22 protein-coding genes and 1 tRNA gene are annotated in these 24,982 nt (G+C 56.2%); 9 read left to right on the plus strand and 14 right to left on the minus strand.

Features of this window, described 5'->3' with window-relative positions; translation table 11 throughout:
- Window positions 1–33 precede the first annotated feature (33 nt).
- Window positions 34–2,793 carry a two-component sensor histidine kinase BarA gene (barA, locus tag SP99_RS17885; protein WP_047959373.1) on the plus strand — a complete coding sequence of 920 codons (2,760 nt, stop codon included), beginning with the start codon at window positions 34–36 and terminating at the stop codon, window positions 2,791–2,793.
- Between the two features lie 89 nt (window positions 2,794–2,882).
- Here the strand turns inward: barA and SP99_RS17890 are convergent, their stop codons facing one another.
- From SP99_RS17890 to syd, 8 genes are all read right to left on the minus strand, one after another.
- Window positions 2,883–4,022 (minus strand): glycerate kinase, encoded by a 1,140-nt coding sequence (locus SP99_RS17890; protein ID WP_047959374.1) that lies wholly within the window; start codon window positions 4,020–4,022, stop codon window positions 2,883–2,885.
- A gap of 77 nt (window positions 4,023–4,099) precedes the next feature.
- A complete protein-coding gene (gene gudD, locus SP99_RS17895; RefSeq protein WP_047959375.1) occupies window positions 4,100–5,437 on the minus strand; it encodes a glucarate dehydratase in 1,338 nt (445 codons plus the stop codon).
- 15 nt (window positions 5,438–5,452) lie between these two features.
- Window positions 5,453–6,793: an enolase C-terminal domain-like protein gene (locus SP99_RS17900; protein ID WP_047959376.1), complete on the minus strand. Its 1,341-nt coding sequence runs from the start codon at window positions 6,791–6,793 to the stop codon at window positions 5,453–5,455.
- Entirely contained in the window at window positions 6,793–8,148 is a 1,356-nt protein-coding gene (locus tag SP99_RS17905; RefSeq protein ID WP_047959377.1) for an MFS transporter, read from the minus strand. The genes SP99_RS17900 and SP99_RS17905 overlap by 1 nt, the downstream gene beginning before the upstream one ends.
- A gap of 335 nt (window positions 8,149–8,483) precedes the next feature.
- On the minus strand, window positions 8,484–8,933 hold the full coding sequence (locus SP99_RS17910) for a flavodoxin (protein WP_047959378.1): 450 nt from the start codon (window positions 8,931–8,933) through the stop codon (window positions 8,484–8,486).
- 24 nt (window positions 8,934–8,957) lie between these two features.
- Window positions 8,958–9,734 carry a tRNA pseudouridine(65) synthase TruC gene (truC, locus tag SP99_RS17915; protein ID WP_047959379.1) on the minus strand — a complete coding sequence of 259 codons (777 nt, stop codon included), beginning with the start codon at window positions 9,732–9,734 and terminating at the stop codon, window positions 8,958–8,960.
- Window positions 9,731–10,060 (minus strand): YqcC family protein, encoded by a 330-nt coding sequence (locus SP99_RS17920; protein ID WP_025757048.1) that lies wholly within the window; start codon window positions 10,058–10,060, stop codon window positions 9,731–9,733. Before SP99_RS17920 ends, truC begins: the two co-directional genes overlap by 4 nt.
- A 630-nt stretch (window positions 10,061–10,690) precedes the next feature.
- Window positions 10,691–11,236, minus strand: coding sequence for a SecY-interacting protein (syd, locus tag SP99_RS17925; protein ID WP_047959380.1), 546 nt, complete (start codon window positions 11,234–11,236; stop codon window positions 10,691–10,693).
- Between the two features lie 69 nt (window positions 11,237–11,305).
- Here syd and queF point away from each other — a divergent pair, with 69 nt between their 5' ends.
- The 5 genes from queF to xni all read left to right on the plus strand — a co-directional run bounded on the left by queF (window position 11,306) and on the right by xni (window position 17,741).
- A complete protein-coding gene (queF, locus tag SP99_RS17930; protein WP_047959381.1) occupies window positions 11,306–12,148 on the plus strand; it encodes an NADPH-dependent 7-cyano-7-deazaguanine reductase QueF in 843 nt (280 codons plus the stop codon).
- Window positions 12,149–12,264: 116 nt separating this feature from the next.
- On the plus strand, window positions 12,265–13,629 hold the full coding sequence (gene ppnN, locus SP99_RS17935; protein WP_047959382.1) for a nucleotide 5'-monophosphate nucleosidase PpnN: 1,365 nt from the start codon (window positions 12,265–12,267) through the stop codon (window positions 13,627–13,629).
- 515 nt (window positions 13,630–14,144) lie between these two features.
- Window positions 14,145–15,440 (plus strand): HAAAP family serine/threonine permease, encoded by a 1,296-nt coding sequence (locus tag SP99_RS17940; protein ID WP_025757044.1) that lies wholly within the window; start codon window positions 14,145–14,147, stop codon window positions 15,438–15,440.
- Window positions 15,441–15,505: 65 nt separating this feature from the next.
- Window positions 15,506–16,873 (plus strand): L-serine ammonia-lyase II, encoded by a 1,368-nt coding sequence (gene sdaB, locus SP99_RS17945; protein WP_025757043.1) that lies wholly within the window; start codon window positions 15,506–15,508, stop codon window positions 16,871–16,873.
- A 112-nt stretch (window positions 16,874–16,985) separates the two neighbouring features.
- Entirely contained in the window at window positions 16,986–17,741 is a 756-nt protein-coding gene (gene xni / locus SP99_RS17950) for a flap endonuclease Xni (protein ID WP_047959383.1), read from the plus strand.
- Between the two features lie 101 nt (window positions 17,742–17,842).
- On the opposite strand, the gene rlmM is transcribed toward xni, so the two are convergent.
- The 4 genes from rlmM to SP99_RS17970 all read right to left on the minus strand — a co-directional run bounded on the left by rlmM (window position 17,843) and on the right by SP99_RS17970 (window position 20,865).
- Window positions 17,843–18,943 (minus strand): 23S rRNA (cytidine(2498)-2'-O)-methyltransferase RlmM, encoded by a 1,101-nt coding sequence (gene rlmM / locus SP99_RS17955; RefSeq protein WP_047959384.1) that lies wholly within the window; start codon window positions 18,941–18,943, stop codon window positions 17,843–17,845.
- Window positions 18,936–19,331: a DUF423 domain-containing protein gene (locus SP99_RS17960; RefSeq protein ID WP_008499646.1), complete on the minus strand. Its 396-nt coding sequence runs from the start codon at window positions 19,329–19,331 to the stop codon at window positions 18,936–18,938. Before SP99_RS17960 ends, rlmM begins: the two co-directional genes overlap by 8 nt.
- Before the next feature lie 39 nt (window positions 19,332–19,370).
- Window positions 19,371–20,288, minus strand: a complete 918-nt coding sequence (gcvA, locus tag SP99_RS17965; RefSeq protein WP_008499647.1) for a glycine cleavage system transcriptional regulator GcvA — start codon at window positions 20,286–20,288, stop codon at window positions 19,371–19,373.
- A 349-nt stretch (window positions 20,289–20,637) separates the two neighbouring features.
- Window positions 20,638–20,865: a YgdI/YgdR family lipoprotein gene (locus SP99_RS17970; protein WP_008499648.1), complete on the minus strand. Its 228-nt coding sequence runs from the start codon at window positions 20,863–20,865 to the stop codon at window positions 20,638–20,640.
- 192 nt (window positions 20,866–21,057) lie between these two features.
- On the opposite strand from SP99_RS17970, the gene csdA reads away from it, so the two are divergent.
- Window positions 21,058–22,263, plus strand: coding sequence for a cysteine desulfurase CsdA (gene csdA / locus SP99_RS17975; RefSeq protein WP_047959385.1), 1,206 nt, complete (start codon window positions 21,058–21,060; stop codon window positions 22,261–22,263).
- On the plus strand, window positions 22,263–22,709 hold the full coding sequence (gene csdE / locus SP99_RS17980) for a cysteine desulfurase sulfur acceptor subunit CsdE (protein ID WP_047959386.1): 447 nt from the start codon (window positions 22,263–22,265) through the stop codon (window positions 22,707–22,709). The genes csdA and csdE overlap by 1 nt, the downstream gene beginning before the upstream one ends.
- Here csdE and tcdA read toward each other — a convergent pair.
- On the minus strand, window positions 22,700–23,506 hold the full coding sequence (gene tcdA / locus SP99_RS17985; RefSeq protein WP_008499651.1) for a tRNA cyclic N6-threonylcarbamoyladenosine(37) synthase TcdA: 807 nt from the start codon (window positions 23,504–23,506) through the stop codon (window positions 22,700–22,702). The two genes, csdE and tcdA, sit on opposite strands and share 10 nt — an antisense overlap.
- Before the next feature lie 76 nt (window positions 23,507–23,582).
- A complete protein-coding gene (gene mltA / locus SP99_RS17990; RefSeq protein ID WP_047959387.1) occupies window positions 23,583–24,680 on the minus strand; it encodes a murein transglycosylase A in 1,098 nt (365 codons plus the stop codon).
- A 209-nt stretch (window positions 24,681–24,889) separates the two neighbouring features.
- Between mltA and SP99_RS17995 the strand changes: the two genes are divergently transcribed.
- Window positions 24,890–24,966: transfer RNA gene (locus tag SP99_RS17995), tRNA-Met, on the plus strand.
- Window positions 24,967–24,982: the final 16 nt, after the last annotated feature.

The following is a 24,982-nucleotide window of genomic DNA, read 5'->3' on the forward strand; positions in this document are numbered from 1 at the left end:
ATAATGACCTTAATTGTCCCATAACGGAACGCCATGACCAACTACAGCCTGCGCGCGCGCATGATGATTTTGATCCTCGCCCCCACCGTTCTCATCGGTTTGCTGCTGAGTATCTTTTTCGTGGTGCACCGCTATAACGATTTGCAGCGACAACTGGAAGATGCAGGCGCCAGCATCATCGAACCGCTTGCCGTCTCCAGCGAGTACGGCATGAACCTGCAAAATCGCGAATCCATTGGTCAGTTAATCAGCGTGCTCCACCGCCGGCACTCAGACATCGTACGCGCCATTTCCGTTTACGACGAACACAACCGGCTGTTTGTCACCTCGAATTTTCATCTTGATCCGGCGGCCCTGAAGATCCCGGACGGTACGCCCTTCCCGCGCCATCTCACCGTTTTGCGGCGCGGCGATATCATGATCCTGCGTACGCCCATCGTGTCGGAAAGCTATTCCCCGGATGAGTCCGCGCAATCCGATGCCAAATCCAGCGATAACATGCTGGGATATGTGGCGCTGGAGCTGGATCTCAAGTCGGTCCGGCTACAGCAGTACAAAGAAATTTTCATCTCTGGCGTGATGATGCTGTTCTGCATCGGCATTGCGCTGATCTTCGGCTGGCGCCTGATGCGCGATGTGACGGGGCCTATCCGTAACATGGTCAACACGGTTGACCGCATCCGCCGGGGACAGCTCGACAGCCGGGTGGAAGGCTTTATGCTGGGCGAGTTGGATATGCTGAAAAACGGCATCAACTCGATGGCGATGTCGCTGGCGGCGTATCACGAAGAGATGCAGCATAACGTGGATCAGGCCACGTCCGACCTGCGCGAAACGCTGGAGCAGATGGAGATCCAGAACGTTGAGCTGGATCTGGCGAAAAAGCGTGCGCAGGAAGCGGCACGTATTAAATCAGAATTCCTTGCGAATATGTCGCACGAGCTACGTACGCCGCTCAATGGCGTGATCGGCTTTACCCGCCTGACCCTGAAAAGCGAGCTGAACCCGACTCAGCGCGATCACCTGCACACTATTGAACGCTCGGCCAACAACCTGCTGGCAATCATCAACGACGTGCTGGACTTCTCCAAGCTGGAAGCGGGCAAGCTTATCCTGGAGAGTATTCCTTTCCCGCTGCGCAGCACGCTTGATGAAGTGGTGACGCTGCTCGCGCACTCGTCCCACGATAAAGGCCTTGAGCTGACGCTGAACATTAAAAACGACGTGCCGGATAACGTCATTGGCGATCCACTGCGCCTGCAGCAGGTCATTACCAACCTTGTCGGGAATGCCATTAAGTTCACCGAAAGCGGCAACATCGACATCCTGGTCGAAAAGCGCTCTATCAGCAGCAACAAGGTGCAGATTGAAGTTCAGATCCGCGATACGGGCATCGGTATTCCGGAGCGGGATCAGTCGCGTCTGTTCCAGGCGTTCCGACAGGCGGATGCCAGTATCTCCCGCCGTCATGGCGGTACTGGCCTGGGTCTGGTGATCACGCAACGACTGGTGAACGAGATGGGGGGCGATATCTCTTTCCACAGCCAGCCGAACCGCGGCTCAACCTTCTGGTTCCATATCAATCTGGATCTCAACCCGAATGTGCTGACCGATGGCCCGGTGACGGACTGCCTGAAAGGGAAGCGTCTGGCCTACGTTGAGCCGAACGCGGCGGCAGCGCAGTGTGCGCTCGATATTTTAAGCACCACGCCGCTGGAGGTGATCTACAGCCCCACCTTCTCCGCCCTTGCCGTTGAGCACTACGACATTCTGCTGATGGGCATCCCGGTCACCTTTACCGGCGAACTGACCATGCAGCAGGAGCGGCTGGCGAAAGCCGCGTCGATGACTGACTATCTGCTGCTGGCGCTGCCTTGCCATGCCCAGCTTAATGCCGAAGAGTTGAAAAATGACGGCGCTGCCGCGTGTCTGCTGAAGCCGCTCACCTCGACCCGCCTGCTGCCTGCGCTTACGGAGTATTGCCGTCTTAGCCAGCATGCCCTTCCGCTGATTGACGAAGAGCAAAAATTGCCGATGAGCGTGATGGCGGTAGATGATAATCCGGCCAACCTGAAGCTCATTGGCGCACTGCTTGAAGACCAGGTACAGCATGTTGAGCTGTGTACCAGCGGCGCGCAGGCGGTTGAACAGGCTAAGCAGATGCAGTTCGATTTAATCCTGATGGATATTCAGATGCCGGGCATGGATGGCATTCGTGCCTGCGAGCTGATCCACCAGCTGCCGCACCAGCAGCAAACCCCGGTGATTGCGGTCACCGCCCATGCGATGGCCGGCCAGAAAGAGAAGCTGCTGAGCGCCGGGATGAACGATTACCTGGCGAAGCCAATCGATGAAGAGAAACTTCACAACCTGCTGTTACGCTATCAGCCGGGTCATATTGGTGGGACGTACACGGTGTCCAGTGAGCCGGTTGAGCTCAGCGTCAATCAGAACGCGACGTTTGACTGGCAGCTTGCGCTGCGCCAGGCGGCAGGGAAACCCGATTTAGCCCGCGAAATGCTGCAAATGCTGGTCGCGTTTCTGCCGGAAATTCGCAACAAGGTTGAAGAGCAACTGGTGGGTGAAAACCCGGAAGAGCTGCTGGAAGCGATCCACAAGCTGCACGGCAGCTGCGGCTACAGCGGCGTGCCGCGGCTGAAAAACCTCTGCCAGTTGCTGGAGCAGCAGCTGCGTGCAGGAACCCCGGAATCAGAGCTTGAACCGGAGTTCCTGGAGTTACTGGATGAAATGGATAATGTGACGCGGGAAGCGATGAAGGTGTTAGGGAACTGAGGTAAAAGCCCGGTGGCGCTGCGCTTACCGGGCCTACAGGTGCACTAACGTAGGCCGGGTAAGGCGAAGCCGCCACCCGGCAATTACAGCTAAAATGCCTGCCCCACTTTCAGCACCGCCGCGATATTCCTTGCGGCCATCCTGACGTTCTCGCTGGCATTTTCCAGCGCGTCTTCCAGCGAGCAGATGCTGTAGATCACGCTGAACACCGCATCAATGCCGTGATCGTGTACTACGCCAACGTCCGCCGTCAGGCTCCCTGCGATGCCGATGACGGGTTTGTTAAAGCGTTTCGCCACTTTCGCCACGCCCACCGGGACTTTGCCGTGGATCGTCTGGCTGTCAATACGCCCTTCCCCGGTGATCACCAGATCCGCATCGGCCACCTGATCGGCCAGATGTAGCGCATCGGTCACAATCTCAATACCCTGGCGCAACTGCGCGCCGCAAAAGGCGTACAGTGCGGCGCCCATGCCACCCGCCGCGCCACCACCTGCCAGGTTCAGCACGTCGATATCCAGATCCCGGGCAATGACTCGCGCATACTGAGCAAGCGCGTTGTCCAGGGTGACAATCATTTCGGGTGTGGCCCCCTTTTGCGGACCAAATATGGCTGACGCCCCCTCCTTTCCGGTCAGGGGATTGGTGACATCGCAGGCGACCTCAATCCGGCACTCCACCAGACGTTGATCCAGACCACTCAGGTCGATTCGCGCGAGTTTTCCCAGCTCGCGCCCGCCCAGGCCAAGGGACTCTCCACTGGCGTCCAGCAGTTTTGCGCCCAGCGCCTGCACCATTCCGGCTCCGCCGTCATTGGTCGCGCTTCCCCCGATCCCGATGATGATATGCTTAACGCCCGCATCCAGAGCGTGGCGGATAAGTTCCCCCGTGCCCCAGGAGGTCGTTTTCAGCGGATCGCGCTGTGCAGGCGCAACCAGCTCCAGACCGCTTGCCGCCGCCATTTCAATAAAGGCGCTTTGCTCGTCACCGGAGATCCCGTAAAACCCTTCCACACGCTCGCCCAGGGGACCGGTCACCGGAACATGCACCATTCGTCCCTGCGTTGCCGCGATCATCGCCTCAACCGTGCCTTCGCCACCGTCCGCAACCGGCAGCTTGACGTAAACCGCCTCGGGAAAGATCTCGCGGAAACCACGCTCTATCGCTGTCGCGACCTCGAGCGCACTTAAACTTTCCTTATACGAGTCCGGTGCGATAACAATTTTCATAAGCCATCCTTACGCATAGTCGTTACGTTAAGCATACACCACGTAAAGAACCGCTCATGGGAGCGGTCCCATTGCGTTTATCGTACCATGCACGGACGTTTATTGTCGAATGCCCAGTCTGGGATCAGGTACTGCATCGCCATCGCGTCGTCGCGGGCGCCCAGACCGTGTTTCTGATACAGCTCGTGGGCCTTCATGACCTGGTCCATATCCAGCTCGACGCCTAACCCCGGCGTGGAAGGCACCTGCACCATGCCACCTTTGATCTCAAACGGCGCTTTGGTCAGGCGCTGATTTCCTTCCTGCCAGATCCAGTGCGTATCGATAGCGGTGATCGTGCCCGGTGCGGCGGCGGCTACGTGGGTGAACATCGCCAGCGACACATCGAAGTGATTGTTGGAGTGCGAGCCCCAGGTCAGGCCAAACTCATGGCACATCTGCGCCACGCGAACCGACCCCTGCATTGTCCAGAAGTGCGGGTCCGCCAGTGGAATGTCGACAGACTGCAGTGACAGGGTGTGTCCCATCTGACGCCAGTCGGTGGCAATCATGTTGGTCGCGGTCGGCAGCCCCGTGGCACGACGGAACTCGGCCATCACTTCCCGGCCAGAGAAACCCTGTTCAGCCCCGCACGGATCCTCCGCATAGGCCAGCACGCCCTTCAGCTGCTTGCCGATGGCGATCGCTTCATTAAGCGACCAGGCACCATTCGGATCCAGCGTCACGCGCGCCTGCGGGAAACGTTTTGCCAGAGCAGTGATGGCTTGCGCCTCTTCCTCCCCGGCCAGCACGCCGCCCTTCAGTTTGAAATCGTTGAAGCCATATTTTTCGTACGCGGCTTCCGCCAGACGCACCACCGCGTCCGGGGTCATCGCCTCGTCGTGGCGGAGCCGGTACCAGTCGCATTTGTCATCCGGCTGGCTCTGATAGGGCAGAGGCGTCAGCTTGCGGTCGCCGACAAAGAACAGATAGCCCAGCATTTCCACTTCGCTGCGCTGCTGACCCTCGCCCAACAGCGAGGCAACGTTAACCCCCAGATGCTGGCCCAGCAGATCCAGCATCGCGGCTTCAATGCCGGTCACCACGTGAATGGTGGTGCGCAGATCGAACGTCTGCAGACCACGACCTCCGGCATCGCGGTCGGCAAAGGTGTTGCGCACGGTATTGAGAACATTTTTGTACTCACCCAGCGTTTTGCCCACCACCAGCGGGATGGCCTCTTCCAGCGTTTTGCGGATCTTCTCCCCGCCCGGAATTTCCCCCACGCCGGTGTGGCCAGCATTGTCTTTGATGATCACAATATTGCGGGTAAAGAATGGCGCATGTGCGCCGCTCAGGTTCATCAACATGCTGTCATGGCCCGCAACCGGTATGATCTGCATGGCGGTGACGACAGGGGTAGAAAAAGTACTCATCGTTCAATCCTTTTATCAGTGACGTCCGAAAACAGGGCGCTTACGGTCAAATGTCCAGCCGGGAATAAGGTACTGCATTGGGCCCGCGTCGTTACGCGCGCCGCCCGGCAATTTTTTATACGCCTCATGGGCTTTGTGGATCTGATCCCAGTCAGGCTCCACGCCCAGGCCCGGCGCATCCGGTACGGCAATCTTGCCCTGTTTGATTTCCAGCGGATTTTTCGTCAGGCGGGCTTCTCCCTCCTGCCAAATCCAGTGGGTGTCGATGGCGGTCGGGTTACCCGGCGCCGCCGCGCCAACGTGGGTAAACATCGCCAGCGAAATATCGAAGTGGTTGTTCGAGTGACAGCCCCAGGTCAGGTCCCACTCATCGCACAGCTGCGCCACGCGCACCGCGCCTGAAAGCGTCCAGAAGTGGGGGTCCGCCAGCGGAATATCGACGGCGTTCAGCATCACCGCATGCCCCATTTCCCGCCAGTTGGTGGCGATCATATTGGTCGCCACCGGCAGCCCGGTGGCACGACGAAACTCGGCCATCACTTCACGGCCCGAGAAGCCCTGCTCCGCTCCGCAAGGATCTTCCGCATAGGTCAGGACTTCCTGCAGCCCTTTGCACAGACTAATCGCTTCCTCCAGCAGCCATGCGCCGTTCGGGTCAACGGTGATGCGAGCCTCCGGAAAACGCTTTTTCAGCGCCCGGGCCGTTTCAATCTCCTGCTCGCCGGGCAGCACGCCGCCCTTCAGTTTGAAATCCTTAAAGCCGTAGCGATCTTGCGCGGCCTCGGCCAGACGCACCACGGCCTCCCCGGAGAGCGCCTCCTGGTGGCGCAGGTGATACCAGTCATGGTCGCCCGTGGATCGCGCCAGGTAAGGGAGATCGGTTTTATTGCGATCGCCCACGTAGAACAGATAGCCCAGCACCGTCACCGCATCCCGCTGTTTACCCGGCCCCAGCAGCTCGCAAACCGGGACATTCAGCGCCTGGCCCAGCAGATCGAGCAGCGCGGCCTCCAGTGCGGCAACCGCGTTGACGCGCAGTTCGAACGTCCAGGCGCCTTTCCCGAACGTGTCAAAGTCTGCCGACTGATTGCCCTTATGCACCCGCTGAACCAGCTTATTCAGACGGCCTACCTGCTGGCCCACCACCTGCGGGATGGCATCGACCAGCGTCTGGTAAATGACCTCACCGCCAGGGGCTTCACCCACGCCGGTATGCCCTGCGCTGTCTTTCAGCACCACGATATTACGGGTAAACCAGGCGTTATGGGCACCGCCAATATTGAGCAGCATGCTGTCCTGGCCAGCCACAGGGATAACCTTCATCTCCGTGACGATTGGGCTCGATTGCGTTGTCATCAGCTACGCTCCGCAACAGGTTTAAGCTCGACGCGTTTGATATCGCCTACCAGCACCAGATAGCTCAGCACCGCGACCAGCGCATGCACCCCCACATAAATCAGCGCACCGTTGAAAGATCCGGTCGTGCCGACGATGTAACCGATAGCAATTGGCGTAACAATCCCGGAGATATTGCCGAACATATTGAACAGACCGCCGCTCAGGCCGCTGATCTCCTTCGGTGCCGTATCCGCCATCACCGCCCAGCCGAGCGCGCCGATGCCTTTGCCGAAGAAGGCCATCGCCATAAAGCCGATAATCATCCATTCCGCATTCACATAGTTACAGAACACCATGGTCATGGAGAGCAGCATACCGAGCACAATCGGCGTTTTACGCGCGATGTTCAGTGAACCCGTGCGGCGCATCAGCCAGTCAGAGATCACCCCGCCGAGCACGCCCCCTACGAAACCGCAGATTGCCGGGACCGAGGCAACAAATCCCGCCTTCAGAATCGACATGCCGCGGGCCTGCACCAGGTACACCGGGAACCAGGTGATGAAAAAGTAGGTTAAGGCGTTAATGCAGTACTGACCCAGATAGATCCCGATCATCATCCTGGAGCCAACGAGCTGTTTGATCTGCGCCCATTTCTGGCTGAACGGGACTTTCGCCGTCGCGGCTTTTTGATCCATATTGATCAGCGCGCCACCTTCTGCGATGTACTCCAGCTCTTTTTTATTCACGCCAGGGTGCTGGCTGGGTTCGTGGATCACTTTCAGCCAGACAAAGCTGATGATGATCCCCAGTCCGCCCATAAAGAAGAACACGTGCGACCAGCCCACCTCATGCGTCAGCCAGCCCATAATGGGGGCAAAGATCACCGTGGCGAAGTACTGTGCAGAGTTAAAAATCGCCACCGCCGTTCCCCTCTCCTGCGCCGGGAACCAGGCGGCCACAATGCGGCTGTTGCCGGGGAAAGAAGGGGCTTCCGCTAAGCCCACCAGGAAGCGCAGCGTGAAGAGTGCGACGATGATGCCAAAACCGCTGAACACATCGACGAATCCCTGTAACAGCGTGAAGGCAGACCAGATGAAAATGGACCAGAAATAGACCCGTTTCGAGCCAAAACGGTCCAGCAGCCAGCCGCCTGGAATCTGGCCTATGACGTAGGCCCATGAGAACGCAGAGAAAACGTAACCCATGCCCACGGGATCAAGGCCGATGTCTTTCGCCATTTCCGAGCCGGCAATCGACAGCGTGGCGCGGTCACCATAGTTAAAGGATGTGACGATAAACAGCATCACCACTATCCAGTAGCGGGCATTGGTGCGCTTTTCAGCGCGGCTCGCTGCGTGGCTTAATGTACTCATTGTTGCACTCCTGAAACATAGCTTTCGCCAGGTTCATTCTGTACAGCACCGGTAGGGTAATCAGAATGAGATTTATGTTTTGTCGTTTTGGTACGGCCTGCAGCCGTTTTATTGTGACCGGAAAAGTATATGAAGGAGTGACACATTCTCTCACCGTGCAAAAACACAGTATTAAAGGGTGTGAGGGAGGTTGTTTAGGGCATAAGCCCAGAGGAGTGGAAGGTGGTTCACGGAAATGGCGTTTGGTGCGGGGTGTAATGCCGGGTGGCGGCTACGCCTGACCCGGCCAGGAAAACCCGTCGGCCCGCGCAAGCGAAGCGCCGCCGGGCAGAGTGTTATTTGAGAAGTGAGGCCCAGTTCTCCACCCACGGGTTTGATTCACTTTCGGGTTCTGGGTGTTCGCCCGCGTCAATCATCAGCATCTCGCCAACGCGCTGGGCGCTCTGCTCCTGGAGGAGCGCATCGAACTGCTTGCCGCCGCCGCAGAAGTTGGCGTACGAGCTGTCGCCGAGGGCAATGATGCCGTAGTGAACGTCAGGCTGATAGCCCAGCTGGTCTTTAATGCCCTGGAACAGCGGCACGATACTGTCCGGCAGATCACCCTGCCCGGTGGTGGAGGTCACCACCAGAATGTATTTATCTTTATACTTTTCCCAGTCCGCCAGCGCCGGGTCTTCATAGACCGTGGCTTTATGGCCCTTGCCTGCCAGAATCGCCTCAGCCTCTTCCGCGACCAGCAGCGAGTTGCCGTACATTGTGCCGACAAAAATGCCTACTTCAGCCATGATATTTTCCCTTTTTGAATACGCTTATTGTTCATCCTGAACGTTGCCTGATACAAACTCAACCCTTTCATTTTCGGGGAGTTGTCCCAGCCAGCCAAACTGTGACAGCGCCTGCATCCAGACGTCATCCAGCCCCGCGCGGATAGTCAGCGGTTCGCCGGTAAACGGGTGCGTCAGGCTGAGCTCGCTGGCGTGTAACATCAAACGGTTGCAGCCAAAATGTTCGGCCGCGCTGCGATTCTGGCGCAAATCACCGTGTTTGCTGTCACCAATAATCGGATGACGCAGATGCTTCAGGTGTCGGCGAAGCTGGTGTTTACGCCCGGTTTTCGGCAAAAGCTCCACCAGGCTGTAACGCGTGGAGGGAAATTTGCCGGTGGCGACCGGCATGTCGGTGGTCGCCATACCGCGATAATCCGTCACGGCAGGCTGCGGGCCCTTATCCTCGCGGGCAAATTTATCGGCGATTTTGTCCAGTTCCTCCACCAGCGGATAGTCCAGGGTGGCGGAGTCAGTCAGCCAGCCACGGACGATGGCGTGGTAGCGTTTCTGGATCTGGTGCTGTTCGAACTGCTGCGCCAGCAGACGCCCTGCTTCGCTGGAAAGCCCCATCAGCAGCACGCCGGAGGTCGGCCTGTCGAGACGATGGGCAGTAAACACATGCTGACCAATCTGGTCGCGCACGGTTTGCATCACCACCACTTTCTCGTCGCGATCCAGCCAGCTTCGGTGCACCAGCCAGCCTGACGGTTTATTCACCGCCACCAGCCATTCATCCTGATAGAGGATCTCAAGCGTCATGCATCTTCACCGGCAAACAGGGCATCCAGTTTTTCCAGTTCGACCAGCATCACGTCGCGCGCAGGATGCGTCGCCTCCAGCGCCATTTCATAATAGGGAGAAACAGCAAACGCCTGCGGCAACGGGTGTCCGCCCTCAAGCAACGCGTGCATTCGCGGAAGTAAAACCCACTGGAGCCACTCGAACGGTGCCAGCGTATCCAGGCAGAAGGGCTGGGTGCTCGCGAACGCTTCTGGCTGCGGCGCGGTCTCCTGCCACAGCTGATGTTGGCGCAAAAGGGCTTCGATGGCGTGCAACTGAGCACGAACGCTATCGTAATGCGTCATAGTAACCTCAACTGAAAAAGTGAACGGCGCGCAGCATAGCATTGCGGAAGTCAGAAATAAAAAAAGGGAGCACTGTAAAAACAGTGCTCCCGGTTCGTTTCGCAGCATTCCAGCTACAATTCGTGCTCCCTGCTCATCCGTGACAACTTTTCCTGAAGCCCGAAGGCCTGGTCATCCGTAAACCGATGCATCCTGCACACATCTTCCTGACGTGTCTGTTTCATCCTGAAACGTCCTGGCCTTCCTGACCCACCGACCATCCTGACCGGTTCTCGTTCTCCTTCCTGGAGGTGTCCCTTACGCTTCCTGCGTTATCCACTTGCTTCATCCTGAAGCCTTCCTGCAGCGCCATCCTGACGTGTCCTGTGTAAGAAACGTCATCATCCTGATGTTCGTTTCTTGTGTCGGCGTCCTGTCGACGGAGATAGAATCCGCTATTCCGCTTCGTCTTACAACCCACCCTGTCAGGCGTGTAAGCCGTAAGAAACCGCGAAATCCGAAGCGATGATCCAGTAATTCGTTGAAATACAGCGTGATATTAATCTTAATTGAATAAGGCAATACTGAATGATCCAGCGATCTCTCACAAACCTTGTAAGAGATCTCTCACACGCGGTGTAGCATCATGGATTACAGAAGCGGCTCAAGTCGGGTAAGGAAATCCGCAAGAGAGGGGGCGAGAGTCTCGCGATTGCGGGTGCCGATGGTCTCTTTAACCACTTCTCCGGACAGGTTACAGACGGAGATAACATCCAGTTCGCTGTCGAGTGTGGCGATAAAGAGCGTCGGAGAAAGCTTAAGGCGTTTTTGCGTGACCAGATGACCAATCAGGTTTTCCTGAACACGCTGCAGATCGTCTTCGCTCCAGGTCTGCAACAGCGTCAGCGTCATGTCCGCAAAGCGCGCAGGCATATCCCCTGCAAACTGCGTGGCATAAAACGCATGAACTGCTGGTTGTACCACAATGTCCATTGCGCGTTCAACCGCATTTACATTTTGCTCGCCGGTATTGGGCTTCGGCTGCCAGATCACGTAATCATCGGGCGAAGAGATAATGCATGGTGAGGGTACACCGTATAAATCAGCACTTTGCGGCCATGTACCGTGCTTTTCATGCCAGGCATCGCAATAGCGGGTTGTGAAGGTAGTCAGGGCATTTGCAGTTTCGATGTCCACCGATTTCTCTCTTCTTGTCAGACAGGATAAACTCAGGGCATAAGTGTACCTGTAAAGTGGCTATGAAACATGTCTTACGAAAATCATCAGGCGTTAACCGGCTTAACGCTGGGTAAATCGACCGACTACCGCGATACCTACGATGCCAGCCTGCTGCAGGGCGTACCGCGCAGCCTGAATCGCGATCCGCTGGGTCTGCATGCGGACGCGCTGCCGTTTGTCGGCGGGGATATCTGGACGCTGTACGAACTCTCGTGGCTCAACGCCCGTGGGCTACCGCAGGTGGCGGTGGGCCACGTTGAGCTGGATTACGCCAGCCAGAATCTGGTGGAATCCAAAAGCTTCAAGCTCTATCTCAACAGCTTTAACCAGACCAGATTCAACAGCTGGGACGACGTTCAGCACACGCTGGAACGTGATTTAAGCGCCTGTGCGCAGGGCAAGGTGAGCGTTTCACTGTATCGCCTGCACGAGCTGGAAGGGCAGCCGATTGCCCACTTCAACGGGACCTGCATCGACGATCAGGACATCGAGGTGGAGAACTATGAATTCAGCGCCGACTACCTCGAAAACGCGACAAGCGGAAAGGTGGTCGACGAGACGCTGGTCAGCCATCTGCTGAAATCCAACTGCCTGATTACCCACCAGCCGGACTGGGGTTCGGTGCAGATCCAGTACCGCGGCCCGAAAATCGACCGGGAAAAGCTGCTGCGCTATCTGGTGTCGTTCCGCCATCACAACGAATTCCACGAGCAGTGCGTGGAGCGTATCTTCAGCGACATCCAGCGTTTCTGCCAGCCAGAAAAACTGAGCGTGTATGCGCGCTACACCCGCCGTGGTGGTCTGGACATTAACCCGTGGCGGACCAATACCGATTTTGTGCCTGCGACGGGCCGGCTGGTGCGTCAGTAAGATAATTATTTTCACAATATGCGCGGTTTGTTCCGCGCTTTAGGTTGTGAAACGTCACGCGCCAGGGCTATTGTAATCAACAGGGAAAGACGATAATCGTCCCGTAAGGAGCTCACTTGATTACACATATTAGCCCACTTGGCTCAATGGATATGTTGTCGCAGCTGGAAGTGGACATGCTTAAACGCACGGCCAGCAGCGATCTTTATCAACTGTTTCGTAACTGTTCACTTGCCGTACTGAACTCCGGAAGCCTGACAGATAACAGTAAAGAACTGCTGTCCCGCTTCGAAAGCTTTGATATCAACGTGCTGCGCCGCGAGCGTGGTGTGAAGCTTGAAGTCATCAACCCGCCGGAAGAGGCCTTCGTCGACGGACGTATCATTCGTTCACTTCAGGCTAACCTGTTTGCCGTGCTGCGCGACATCCTGTTTGTTAACGGGCAGATCCACAACGCCGGCCGCTTCCAGCATCTCGACCTGGAAAGCTCAGTCCATATCACCAACCTGGTGTTCTCCATTTTGCGCAACGCCCGTGCCCTGCACGTTGGCGAAGCACCCAATATGGTCGTCTGCTGGGGCGGCCACTCTATTAACGAAACCGAATATCTCTATGCCCGTCGGGTGGGAACACAGCTCGGCCTGCGTGAGCTGAATATCTGTACCGGTTGCGGTCCGGGCGCCATGGAAGCGCCAATGAAAGGTGCCGCGGTGGGGCATGCTCAGCAGCGTTACAAAGAGGGACGCTTTATCGGCATGACCGAGCCGTCAATCATCGCCGCTGAGCCACCTAACCCACTGGTTAACGAGCTGATTATCATGCCGGATATCGAGAAACGTCTTGAGGCGTTTGTCCGTATCGCCCACGGCATTATCATCTTCCCGGGCGGCGTGGGAACGGCGGAAGAGCTGCTCTATCTGCTGGGGATCCTGATGAACCCGGCCAACAAAGATCAGGTGCTGCCGCTGATCCTGACCGGGCCAAAAGAGAGCGCCGACTACTTCCGCGTGCTGGACGAGTTTATCGTGCATACGCTGGGCGAAACCGCGCGCCGCCACTATCGCATCATCATTGATGATGCCGCGGAAGTGGCGCGTCAGATGAAAAAAGCGATGCCGCTGGTGAAAGAAAACCGCCGTGATACCGGGGACGCCTACAGCTTTAACTGGTCAATCCGCATTGCGCCGGACCTGCAGATCCCGTTCGAGCCAACGCATGAGAATATGGCAAACCTGAAACTGTATCCGGATCAGCCGGTGGAAGTGCTGGCGGCCGACTTGCGTCGTGCCTTCTCCGGCATTGTGGCGGGTAACGTTAAAGAGGTAGGTATCCGCGCTATCGAGCAGTATGGTCCGTACAAGATCCACGGCGATCCGGAAATGATGCGCCGCATGGACGACATGCTGCAGGGCTTTGTTGCGCAGCACCGCATGAAGCTGCCGGGCTCAGCCTACATTCCTTGCTACGAAATCTGCACATAACGCTTAGCAGCGTCTCACCAAAGCCGGGTCGCCCTGTCGCGTATCCCGGCTTTTTTTATTACCGAAGCAATTCATATATATCCCTTATGTGATTTACAAAGTTTTCACATACGCAAACGATTACTTCGTTTTTGCGACCGTAAATTATCAGCCTTAATCCAAATTACCTGCCAGAAAATCCTAAAAACCTGTTTCTTTACAGCTAAAGACACCTATATCACGGGTCGGTCTTTCAGCCCACATGTCGTTGGTGGTAGCCTTCGCGCCCGTAAATTCTCTTTGATGTTTTTTTAACAGATAAATGGTCTAAAGATGCCCACATCATAAGTGGATTATTGCATTTGGGATCAGGATCACTGATAGATTCATAACTAGAATGTATCTTTCCGCCCGCCAATAGTTACGGGTGAAAATTATTAAAAAACCGTCACTGAACGAATTTCATATTACCGTCAGGCACTTTTTCATCGGATTTGACTAAAAACCTGACAATTCGCTTCCTCCAGGAGATACAGATGGAAACCACTCAAACCAGCACCGTTGCTTCGATTGAATCCCGAAGTGGTTGGCGCAAAACGGATACCATGTGGATGCTTGGCCTTTACGGCACAGCAATCGGCGCTGGTGTACTGTTCCTTCCTATCAACGCAGGCGTCGGCGGTCTGATCCCGCTGATCATTATGGCAATCATTGCTTTCCCGATGACCTTCTTCGCACACCGCGGACTGACCCGCTTCGTGCTGTCCGGTAAAAATCCGGGTGAAGACATCACTGAAGTGGTTGAAGAACATTTCGGCGTGGGTGCAGGTAAACTGATTACCCTGCTCTACTTCTTCGCGATTTACCCTATCCTGCTGGTCTACAGCGTGGCGATCACCAACACCGTTGAAAGCTTCATGACGCACCAGCTGCACATGACGCCACCACCACGTGCGATTCTGTCTCTGATCCTGATTGTGGGCATGATGACCATTGTGCGCTTTGGTGAGCAGATGATTGTTAAAGCGATGAGCGTGCTGGTGTTCCCGTTTGTGGCTGCGCTGATGTTACTGGCCTGCTACCTGATCCCACAGTGGAACGGTGCCGCGCTGGAAACCCTGTCCCTGAGCAGCGCATCTGCAACCGGTAACGGTCTGCTGATGACCCTGTGGCTGGCAATCCCGGTAATGGTCTTCTCCTTCAACCACTCTCCAATCATCTCTTCTTTCGCTGTGGCGAAACGTGAAGAGTACGGTAATGGTGCTGAGAAGAAGTGCTCCAGCATTCTGGCACGCGCTCACATCATGATGGTGCTGACCGTTATGTTCTTCGTATTCAGCTGCGTACTGAGCCTCTCCCCGGCGGATCTGGCGGCAGCGAAAGAGCAGAACATCTCTATTCTGTCTTACCTGGCAAACCACTTTAACGCACCGCTGATTGCGTGGATGGCACCGATCATCGCGATGATCGCCATCACCAAATCCTTCCTCGGCCACTACCTGGGCGCACGTGAAGGCTTCAACGGTATGGTGATTAAATCTCTGCGCGGTAAAGGCAAGAGCATTGAAATCAGCAAGCTGAACAAAATCACTGCGCTGTTCATGCTGGTGACCACCTGGGCTGTTGCCACCCTGAACCCAAGCATCCTGGGCATGATTGAAACCCTGGGCGGCCCGGTTATCGCGATGATTCTGTTCCTGATGCCGATGTACGCGATTCAGAAAGTCCCTGCTATGCGTAAATACAGCGGTCATGTGAGCAACGTCTTTGTGGTTATCATGGGGCTTATCGCTATCTCTGCGATCTTCTACTCCCTGTACACCATGTTCTGATTATCACCCGCGCCGTCCCTGGACGGCGCACTCCTTCCTCTCTGACTGAAAGCAATGGACGCATCATGATTAGCGTATTCGATATCTTCAAAATCGGTATTGGTCCTTCCAGCTCTCACACCGTCGGACCGATGAAAGCCGGTAAGCAGTTCACGGATGACTTGATTGCACGCGGCATTCTGCACGACGTCACCCGCGTGGTTGTCGATGTGTACGGCTCGCTTTCCCTGACCGGGAAAGGTCACCATACCGATATCGCCATTATCATGGGCCTGGCGGGAAACCTGCCGGATACCGTTGATATTGATGCGATCCCTGGCTTCATCCAGGACGTTAACACCCACGGTCGCCTGCTGCTGGCAAACGGCGAACACGAAGTGGAATTCCCGGTTGATCGCTGCATGAATTTCCATGCCGACAACCTGTCGCTGCACGAAAACGGTATGCGTATTACCGCACTGGCAGGCGATAACGCGGTATACAGCCAGACTTACTACTCTATCGGCGGCGGTTTTATCGTCGACGAAGACCACTTTGGTCAAACCAGTACCTCCTCTGTCGAGGTGCCGTATCCGTACAAAACGGCGGCGGATCTCCAGCGTCACTGCCAGGAGACGGGACTTTCCCTCTCCGGTCTGATGATGAAAAACGAGCTGGCCCTGCACAGTAAAGAAGAGCTGGAACAGCACTTTGCAAACGTCTGGGAAGTGATGCGCGGCGGTATTGAGCGCGGGATCACCACCGAAGGCGTCCTGCCGGGCAAGCTTCGCGTACCGCGTCGTGCCGCCGCGCTGCGTCGTATGCTGGTGAGCACCGACAAAACGACCACGGACCCGATGGCCGTCGTGGACTGGATCAACATGTTCGCTCTGGCGGTAAACGAAGAGAACGCTGCCGGGGGCCGGGTGGTCACTGCGCCGACCAACGGTGCCTGCGGCATTGTTCCGGCGGTGCTGGCGTACTACGACAAGTTTATCCGTGAAGTGAACGCGAACTCTCTGGCGCGCTACCTGCTGGTCGCCAGTGCGATTGGTTCCCTGTACAAGATGAACGCCTCGATTTCCGGCGCGGAAGTGGGCTGCCAGGGTGAAGTTGGCGTGGCGTGCTCCATGGCTGCGGCAGGTCTGGCAGAGCTGCTGGGCGCAAGCCCGGCGCAGGTATGCATTGCGGCCGAAATCGGCATGGAACACAACCTGGGGCTGACCTGTGACCCGGTTGCCGGACAGGTACAGGTTCCGTGCATCGAGCGTAACGCGATCGCCTCCGTGAAGGCGGTTAACGCGGCGCGTATGGCGCTGCGCCGCACCAGCGAGCCGCGTGTCTGTCTCGATAAGGTTATCGAAACCATGTATGAAACCGGTAAAGATATGAACGCCAAATACCGCGAAACCTCGCGCGGGGGCCTGGCGATGAAGATCGTGACCTGCGATTAAGCCTCTCAGGAAGCCTCGTTTTGCGAGGCTTCTTCCTGTTTTCCCCACCATTCATAGTTTCATGCTGCTGACAGTGTTACCCTTCCTGCATTAGATAGAAGGGAGATTATCTGTGGCTGTTCATTTGCTCATCGTCGACGCGCTCAACCTGATTCGCCGGATCCACGCGGTGCAAGGCACGCCCTGTAAGGACACCTGTCTGCATGCGCTGGAGCAACTCATTCGCCACAGCGAACCGACGCATGTCGTGGCGGTGTTTGATGACGAAGCACGCAACAGCGGCTGGCGACACCAGCGTTTACCGGACTATAAAGCCGGACGCGCCCCCATGCCGGACGATTTGCATGCAGAAATGCCGATGATCCGCTCGGCATTCGAGCAGCGTGGTGTGCCCTGTTGGGGTGCTGAGGGCAATGAAGCTGACGATCTGGCGGCTACGCTGGCGGTGAAGGTTGCCAGCGCCGGGCATCAGGCGACGATCGTCTCAACCGATAAAGGCTACTGCCAGTTGCTCTCTCCCACTATCCGCATCCGCGATTACTTCCAGAAACGCTGGCTCGACGCCCCGTTTATTGCCAGTGAATTTGGCGTCTCGCCAGAGCAACTGCCTGACTACTGGGGTCTGGCAGGAATAAGTAGCTCGAAGGTACCGGGTGTGGCGGGCATAGGGCCAAAGAGTGCCGCCCAGCTGCTGACGGATTTTCAGAGCCTGGAAGGTATTTACGCCCGTCTGGACGAAGTGCCAGAAAAATGGCGCAAGAAGCTGGAAGCGCACAAAGAGATGGCGTTTATCTGCCGGGAAGTGGCAACGCTACAGACGGATTTGCAGCTGGACGGGAATTTGCAGCAGTTGAGGTTAGAGCGTTAACGCCCCCTCACCCTAACCCTCTCCCCATAGGGGAGAGGGGATCGCTCGGTGCTGTCTTTTCTCCCTCGCCCCTTCGGGGAGAGGGCCGGGGTGAGGGAGAACTACCGCTCGTCGCGACGCCCGCCCACAGCCGCCCACCAGCGACGAATATGCACCGTCACCTCTTCACGGTCGTGATACAACTGACGCGCCTGGATTTCCACGTTAATGCCGTGTTCATCCAGCTGTTCCTGAATATAGGCCAGGTTCTGCGACACCTCTTCGTAGCGCTTTTTCATCGGCAGCTTGAGGTTGAAAATCGTCTCGCGACACCAGCCGTTCACCAGCCAGGAGGCCATCAGCGCGGCCACTTTTGCCGGTTTCTCAACCATGTCGCACACCATCCAGGAGATGTTGTTACGGGTCGGGCGATAGCGGAAGCCATCTTCACGCAGCCAGGTAACCTGTCCGGTATCCATCAGGCTTTGCGCCATCGGGCCGTTATCGACAGAAGAGACCCACATATTGCGTTTCACCAGTTGATAGGTCCAGCCACCCGGGCATGCACCAAGATCGACGGCGTACATACCGTTTGCCAGACGCTCATCCCACTCATCCGCCGGAATAAAGACATGGAACGCCTCTTCCAGTTTCAGGGTGGATCGGCTCGGCGCATCGGCAGGGAACTTAAGGCGCGGGATCCCCATAAAGAACGGGGAGTTATTGTTGGTGTAGGAGTAACCTGTATAGCAGCAGCCCGGCGCAATAAAGAAGATATGCACCACCGGGCGCTTCGGCGTTTCGTAGTTCGTCAGCACACCCGCATCGCGCAGTGCCGCGCGCAGCGGCACGGTAAATTTGCGGCAGAACTTCATCAGCTCTTTGCTTTCGTTGGTATCCGCGACTTCAACGCGCAGATCGCCCCCCTTCTCCACCACACCCTGCAGCATGCCGACAATCGGCGTGATGCGGTCTTCCGGCGGAAGATCTTTGAGCAACTCACCCGCAACAAACATCTGGCGAGCGAAGATCAATGAGCTGAACGGCAGCTCGCGCGCCAGCTTATCGGCATCTTCAGGCTGATAGCATTCGAATACCACATACCCCGCGTTCTCTTTCACGCGGGCAAAGCCGAAGACGTCGCGCTTCGCCGCTTTATCGGTAATTTCCGCGGCGCACTCTTTCTCAAACCCCGGGCGACAATATAAAACAACCTTATTCATGAACAACGCCCTTGCGTTTCAGACGGATAGCTCCGATAAACATTAATACCCAACCCGCCAGGAAGCTGACGCCGCCGACAGGTGTAACAAACGCCCACAGGCGTAAATGCGAAAGCGCCAGACAGTAAAGGCTGCCGCTGAAAAGCACCGTACCCAGCGCCAGGAAGACGCTGCTCCAGTAAAACCAGATGCTGATACGGCGCTGCATCGCCACCGCCAGCCCAAAAATCGCCAGCGTATGGAACGCCTGATATTCAAGGCCGGTCTGGATCCAGCCCATCTCCACTGCGCCCAACGACTTGCTTAATACGTGTGCGCCAAAAGCGCCCAGTGCAACAAAAATAAAGCCACTCACCGCGGCAAAAATCAGCATGAATCGGCTGGTCATGTTTAAGTCCTGAATTGATGCGTGCCCGGCACACAAACGTTATTGTTCATACCTGAAGCGGAATTTTTCTTGCTCACTTGCCGCTTTCGCCAGTATCCACTGCCGGAAGGCGGCTATTTTACCCAGTTCTGCCTGACTGTCATGACAAACCAGATAAAACGCATTCTTGCTGACCAGTACATCATTAAAAGGACAAACCAGGCGGCCTGCCTCAATTTCGGACTGCGCCATGACGTTGTTCGCTAACGCCACGCCCTGCCCGTGAATGGCAGCCTGTAACACCATTGCGCTGTGGCTAAAAATGGGTCCCTGCTGCACGTTTATATGAGTAAGACCTAATTGACGGGTATAAGTTTGCCAGTCCCGGCGAGAAGCATCGTGCAAAAGCGTATGCTGAGCCAGGTCAGCGGGTGACTTCAGCGCCTTGTCGCCCGTTAACAGCAAGGGAGAACAGACCGGCAGGAGATATTCTGCGTATAATTTCTCGACACGCAAGCCCGGCCAGTTACCGCGCCCATAAAAAATGGCAACGTCCACATCATCGGCCAGTTTGTCTTCCTGGCGATCCACCGCCTGGATTCGAACGTCGATCCCCGGATAAGCTGAGTTAAAGCTTGAGAGTCTGGGCACCAGCCATTGAATGGCAAAACTGGGCAATAAACTGACAGTCAGGGCACCTTTTGCACTGCGCGCCTGAAGCTTACGCGTGGCTTCCGTAAGCTGGGAAAAAATCTCTTTAATATCCTGAAAATAGCTCTGCCCCTCTTCGGTCAACAGCAGCGAACGGTTGCGTCGACGAAACAGCTTAAGGCCCAGAAAATCCTCCAGAGACTTGATTTGGTGACTTACTGCGGCCTGTGTCACAAAAAGCTCATCTGCTGCGCGGGTGAAGCTCAGGTGACGTGCTGCTGCATCAAAAACACGTAATGCATTGAGGGGTGGCAATCGCTTTGACATGGTTATCTGGCTTAGATGTTAACGGATTTTAACAAACAGGAAACAACGTTTAACCTATTAGTTTTTTTTATCTGAGCCATTATAATTTGTCCGTTGAGGAACTACCAGCAAATACCTATAGTGGCGGCACTTCCTGAGCCGGAACGAAGAGCTTTTTTCGGAATGCGTGTTCTGAAGGGCTTTTGGCTTACGGTTGTGATGTTGTGTTGTTGTGTTTGCAATTGGTCTGCGATTCAGACCACGGTAGCAACGCTACCAATTTTTCACTTCCTGTACATTTACCCTGTCTGTCCATAGTGATTAATGTAGCACCGCCAACTTGCGGTGCTTTTTTTTCGCCTGCGATCGGTTAATGCTCGATCTCTTTCATCTCTTTCACGTCCGTGCGGTTGATCTGCTGCTTGTTCCCGTTAGCATCTTTGTATGAAATCATCCCGGTATCGTTATCGGTTGTCGGTTTCCCTTCCGAAACAATGGAACGACCATCATTGGTGTGCATCACGTAGTTATTACCGGAACAGGCGCTCAGGGCAAAAGTAAACGCACAGGCAGAGATGATTGCAGCTGTCTTATTCATGATTATTCTCCTTTAGCAATTAATGCTATTCAAACCTCGATTTATAACAGGCTAAAACATCCGCCTAACACTATTTAGCATAACCTGCTTTTTGAGGGCCATCCGGATAAGCAGACAATTCTGATAGATATCAACCTCCTTGCCCTGCCGCGGAAATTGCGCGACGATCGCAGTATTGAAATGAGGAATCCCATGAACGCTTTCAGCCCTGCGCAGTTCCGCGCCCAGTTCCCGGCGCTGGCCGATGCTGGTATTTATCTAGATAGCGCCGCCACCGCCCTTAAGCCACAAGCGGTGATTGAGGCGACGCAGCAGTTCTACAGCCTGAGTGCCGGCAATGTGCATCGCAGCCAGTTTGCCGAAGCGCAGCGGTTAACCGCGCGCTATGAAGCCGCGCGCGATCAGGTCGCACACCTGATTAATGCCGAAAGCGGGAAAAACATCGTCTGGACGCGCGGCACAACCGAAGCCATCAATATGGTGGCCCAGTGCTACGCGCGCCCGCTGCTTCAGCCGGGCGATGAGATTATCGTCAGTGAGGCGGAGCATCACGCCAACCTGGTACCGTGGCTGATGGTCGCCGGGCAAACGGGTGCACGCGTGGTAAAACTCCCGCTGGGTTCAGATCTTCTGCCCGACCTGGCCCTTCTACCAGAGCTTATCACCCCCCGCAGCCGCATTCTGGCGCTTGGACAGATGTCAAACGTCACCGGCGGTTGCCCTGACCTGGCGCAGGCGATTCGCATCGCGCATGCCAGCGGCATGGTCGTGATGGTCGACGGCGCGCAGGGCGTGGTGCATTTCCCCGCCGACGTGCAGGCGCTGGATATCGACTTTTATGCCTTCTCAGGGCATAAGCTCTACGGGCCAACCGGTATTGGGGTGTTGTACGGTAAGCCAGAACTGCTGGCAAAAATGACGCCGTGGCTCGGTGGCGGCAAGATGATTACGGAAGTGACCTTCGAGGGCTTTAACACGCAGGAGGTCCCTTACCGCCTGGAAGCGGGTACACCAAACGTGGCGGGCGTCATTGGCCTGAGCGCCGCACTCGAGTGGCTCGCTGAAACCGACATTGTTCAGGCTGAAAGCTGGAGCCGTGGACTGGCGACGCTGGCGGAGGAAGAACTCAAAAAGCGCCCGGGTTTCCGCTCGTTCCGCGTGCAGGATTCGAGCCTGCTCGCCTTTGATTTCGCGGGTGTACACCATAGCGATATGGTGACGCTGCTGGCCGGGTATGGCATTGCCCTGCGTGCCGGGCAGCACTGCGCCCAGCCGCTTCTGGCGGCACTTGGCGTAAGCGGTACGCTGCGCGCCTCGTTTGCGCCCTATAATACGCAAAGCGACGTCGACGCGCTGGTTGCCGCCGTCGACCGCGCCCTTGAAATACTGGTGGATTAATGACTCGCGCACATTTAGCCGGACATCCGTTTGGCACCGTAATCACAGAAGAGACGTTAAAGCAGACCTTCGCCCCGCTTTCACAGTGGGAGGATAAATATCGCCAGCTGATCCTGCTCGGTAAGCAATTACCGCCCCTCTCTGACGAACTCAAAGCGCAGGCAAAAGAGATCGCAGGCTGTGAGAATCGCGTCTGGCTGGGCGTGAGCGTCTCCGACGGGAAGCTGCATTTCTTTGGCGACAGCGAAGGACGTATTGTACGCGGGCTGCTGGCGGTACTGTTAACCGCCATCGAGGGAAAAAGCGCGGCGGAGCTGCTGACGCATTCTCCGCTGGCGCTCTTTGATGAGCTGGGACTGCGAGCACAGCTTAGCGCCTCGCGCGGTCAGGGTCTTATCGCGCTGAGCGAAGCCGTGCAGGATGCCGCACGTCAGGTTCAGGCCTGACGTTCCGCCTTCGCCATCATCTTCTTCAGGGCGTGAGACACCGCCACAAAGCCAAAGGAGGCGGTCACCATGGTGGCCGCGCCAAAACCTGAGGCGCAATCCATCCGTTTTGGCCCTTCCGCCGTGCTTTTCATCGCGCAGACTGAGCCGTCCGCCTGCGGGTACACCAGCGCTTCAGTCGAGAATACGCAGTCAACGCCCAGCTTGCCCTTGCTGTTCTTCACCACGTTGAAGTCGCTCTTCAGCCGTTCACGCAATTTGGCGGCCAGCGGATCCTGAATGGTTTTCGCCAGGTCGGCCACCTGAATCTGCGTCGGATCGATTTGCCCGCCCGCGCCGCCGGTCGTCACCAGGGGAACCTTGTAACGACGACAGTAGGCGATCAGCGCCGCTTTTGGACGCACGCTGTCGATGGCGTCAATCACATAGCTGTAGCCTTTACTCATGTATTCAGCGACGTTATCTGCCGTCACAAAATCATCAATCACCGTTACCCGACATTCCGGGTTGATCAGGCGGATACGTTCTGCCATGACCTCCGATTTTGCCAGACCGACGCTATCACGCAGGGCATGGATTTGACGGTTGGTGTTGGTAACGCATACGTCATCCATATCAATCAGCGTGATTGCGCCAATACCGGTTCTCGCCAGCGCTTCTGCCGCCCACGAGCCCACACCACCAATGCCCACGACGCAGACGTGCGCATCCGCAAACAGCTGCAGGGCTTTTTCACCATAGAGACGTGCCGTACCGCCAAAACGCTGGCGCCAGGCATCGCTGATTACCACAGACATAAAACCTCAGATGTAAAAAGGGTGAGGTTTTTCCTCACCCTGAACAGTAATCCGTATTCCGCTCAGAATACCACAATCAGCCGCTGAATACGTTTCCGGCGCCAGGTGCGGCCTTCAGCACCCATACGCGCCCGTAATGGTTATACCAGCCTGCACGGTGGCCAGCATCCGGGCCAATGCCCTGATAGATATCGAAGTGCTGGCCTTTAATCGCCCCGCCGACATCCAGCGCGACCATCAGACGCAGCTCATACTGCCCGTTGAATTTGCCATTGTTGTCCAGCAGCGGGACTTCCGCCAGCAGCGTGGTGCCCGCAGGAATAATGGAACGATCCGATGCCACCGACGCCCGGCCAATCAGCGGGACGGCGCTCGCCCCTTTCACCGGAGCAAAGTTCTGCGGTTTGAAGAAGACAAACGACGGGTTCTGCTCCAGCAGCTCACGCACTTCGGCTTCACTGTGTTTTTCGCCCCACTCGCGGATCGCCTGCATCGACATGTCTTCTTTCTTCACTTCGCCGCGGTCGATCAGCACCTTACCGATACTGCGATAGGCGTGGCCGTTTTTGCCGGAATAGCTGAAGAAGTTAAGCGGCGAACCATCGCCAAAATCAATATAACCGCTGCCCTGGACGTCCATGATAAAGTTGTCCATCAGGGAGTTGCTGTAGGCCAGAACGTAGTTTTCGCTCAGCGCACCGGCGTAAATCTCAGCGCGCGACGGCAGACGTCCTCGTTTTGGCGGCATACGATAAATAGGATACTGGAACTCACCCTGGCGCGTGTGTCGCGCCTGAATCACAGGCGTGTAATACCCGGTGAACTGGACGTTGCCGTAGTTATCCGCCCCTTCCATCTGCCAGGCATCGATACCAAACTGGCGCATATTGCGTGTATCACCGCCTGCACGCAGCCAGTCCTGGACCGCGTTATACACACTGCTCTGGGCGCCATACAGACGCGGCGACGCGTTGCGGATCTGGTAAACCTGCTCAGAAAAATCGCCGGCGTTAATCGGTGCGCCAACGGCATCAGGTTGATTAACTAACGAGAAAGGCTGGGATAACTTCCCGTCTTTATACTGTTGACCGCGATCGGTCGGTTTAGAAGAGCAGGCGGCAAGAATGGCTACCATTGCGCCCGTCATCAGATACTTCGCCCAACGTCCTTTCATTATATCTCGTCTTTAAGTTGCCCATTTCCGCGTGATGAAGATAACAAACCGCCAGGGCTAATGAAATGCGAACGCGTGCCCTTTGGCAAATTCTGAGCAAAAAATAGTCCAAATGTCGCAATACCGTTCAATTTACATACAAAGTTAATGATTTATGTAAAAAAGGGGTTGCATCACAAAGCTATCCGAGTATAGTGCGCATCCACGGACGCGGGGTGGAGCAGCCTGGTAGCTCGTCGGGCTCATAACCCGAAGGTCGTCGGTTCAAATCCGGCCCCCGCAACCAATACAATGTGAAGAAG

This window comes from Enterobacter sp. BIDMC92, from assembly GCF_001030225.1.
GTDB lineage: Bacteria > Pseudomonadota > Gammaproteobacteria > Enterobacterales > Enterobacteriaceae > Enterobacter > Enterobacter sichuanensis.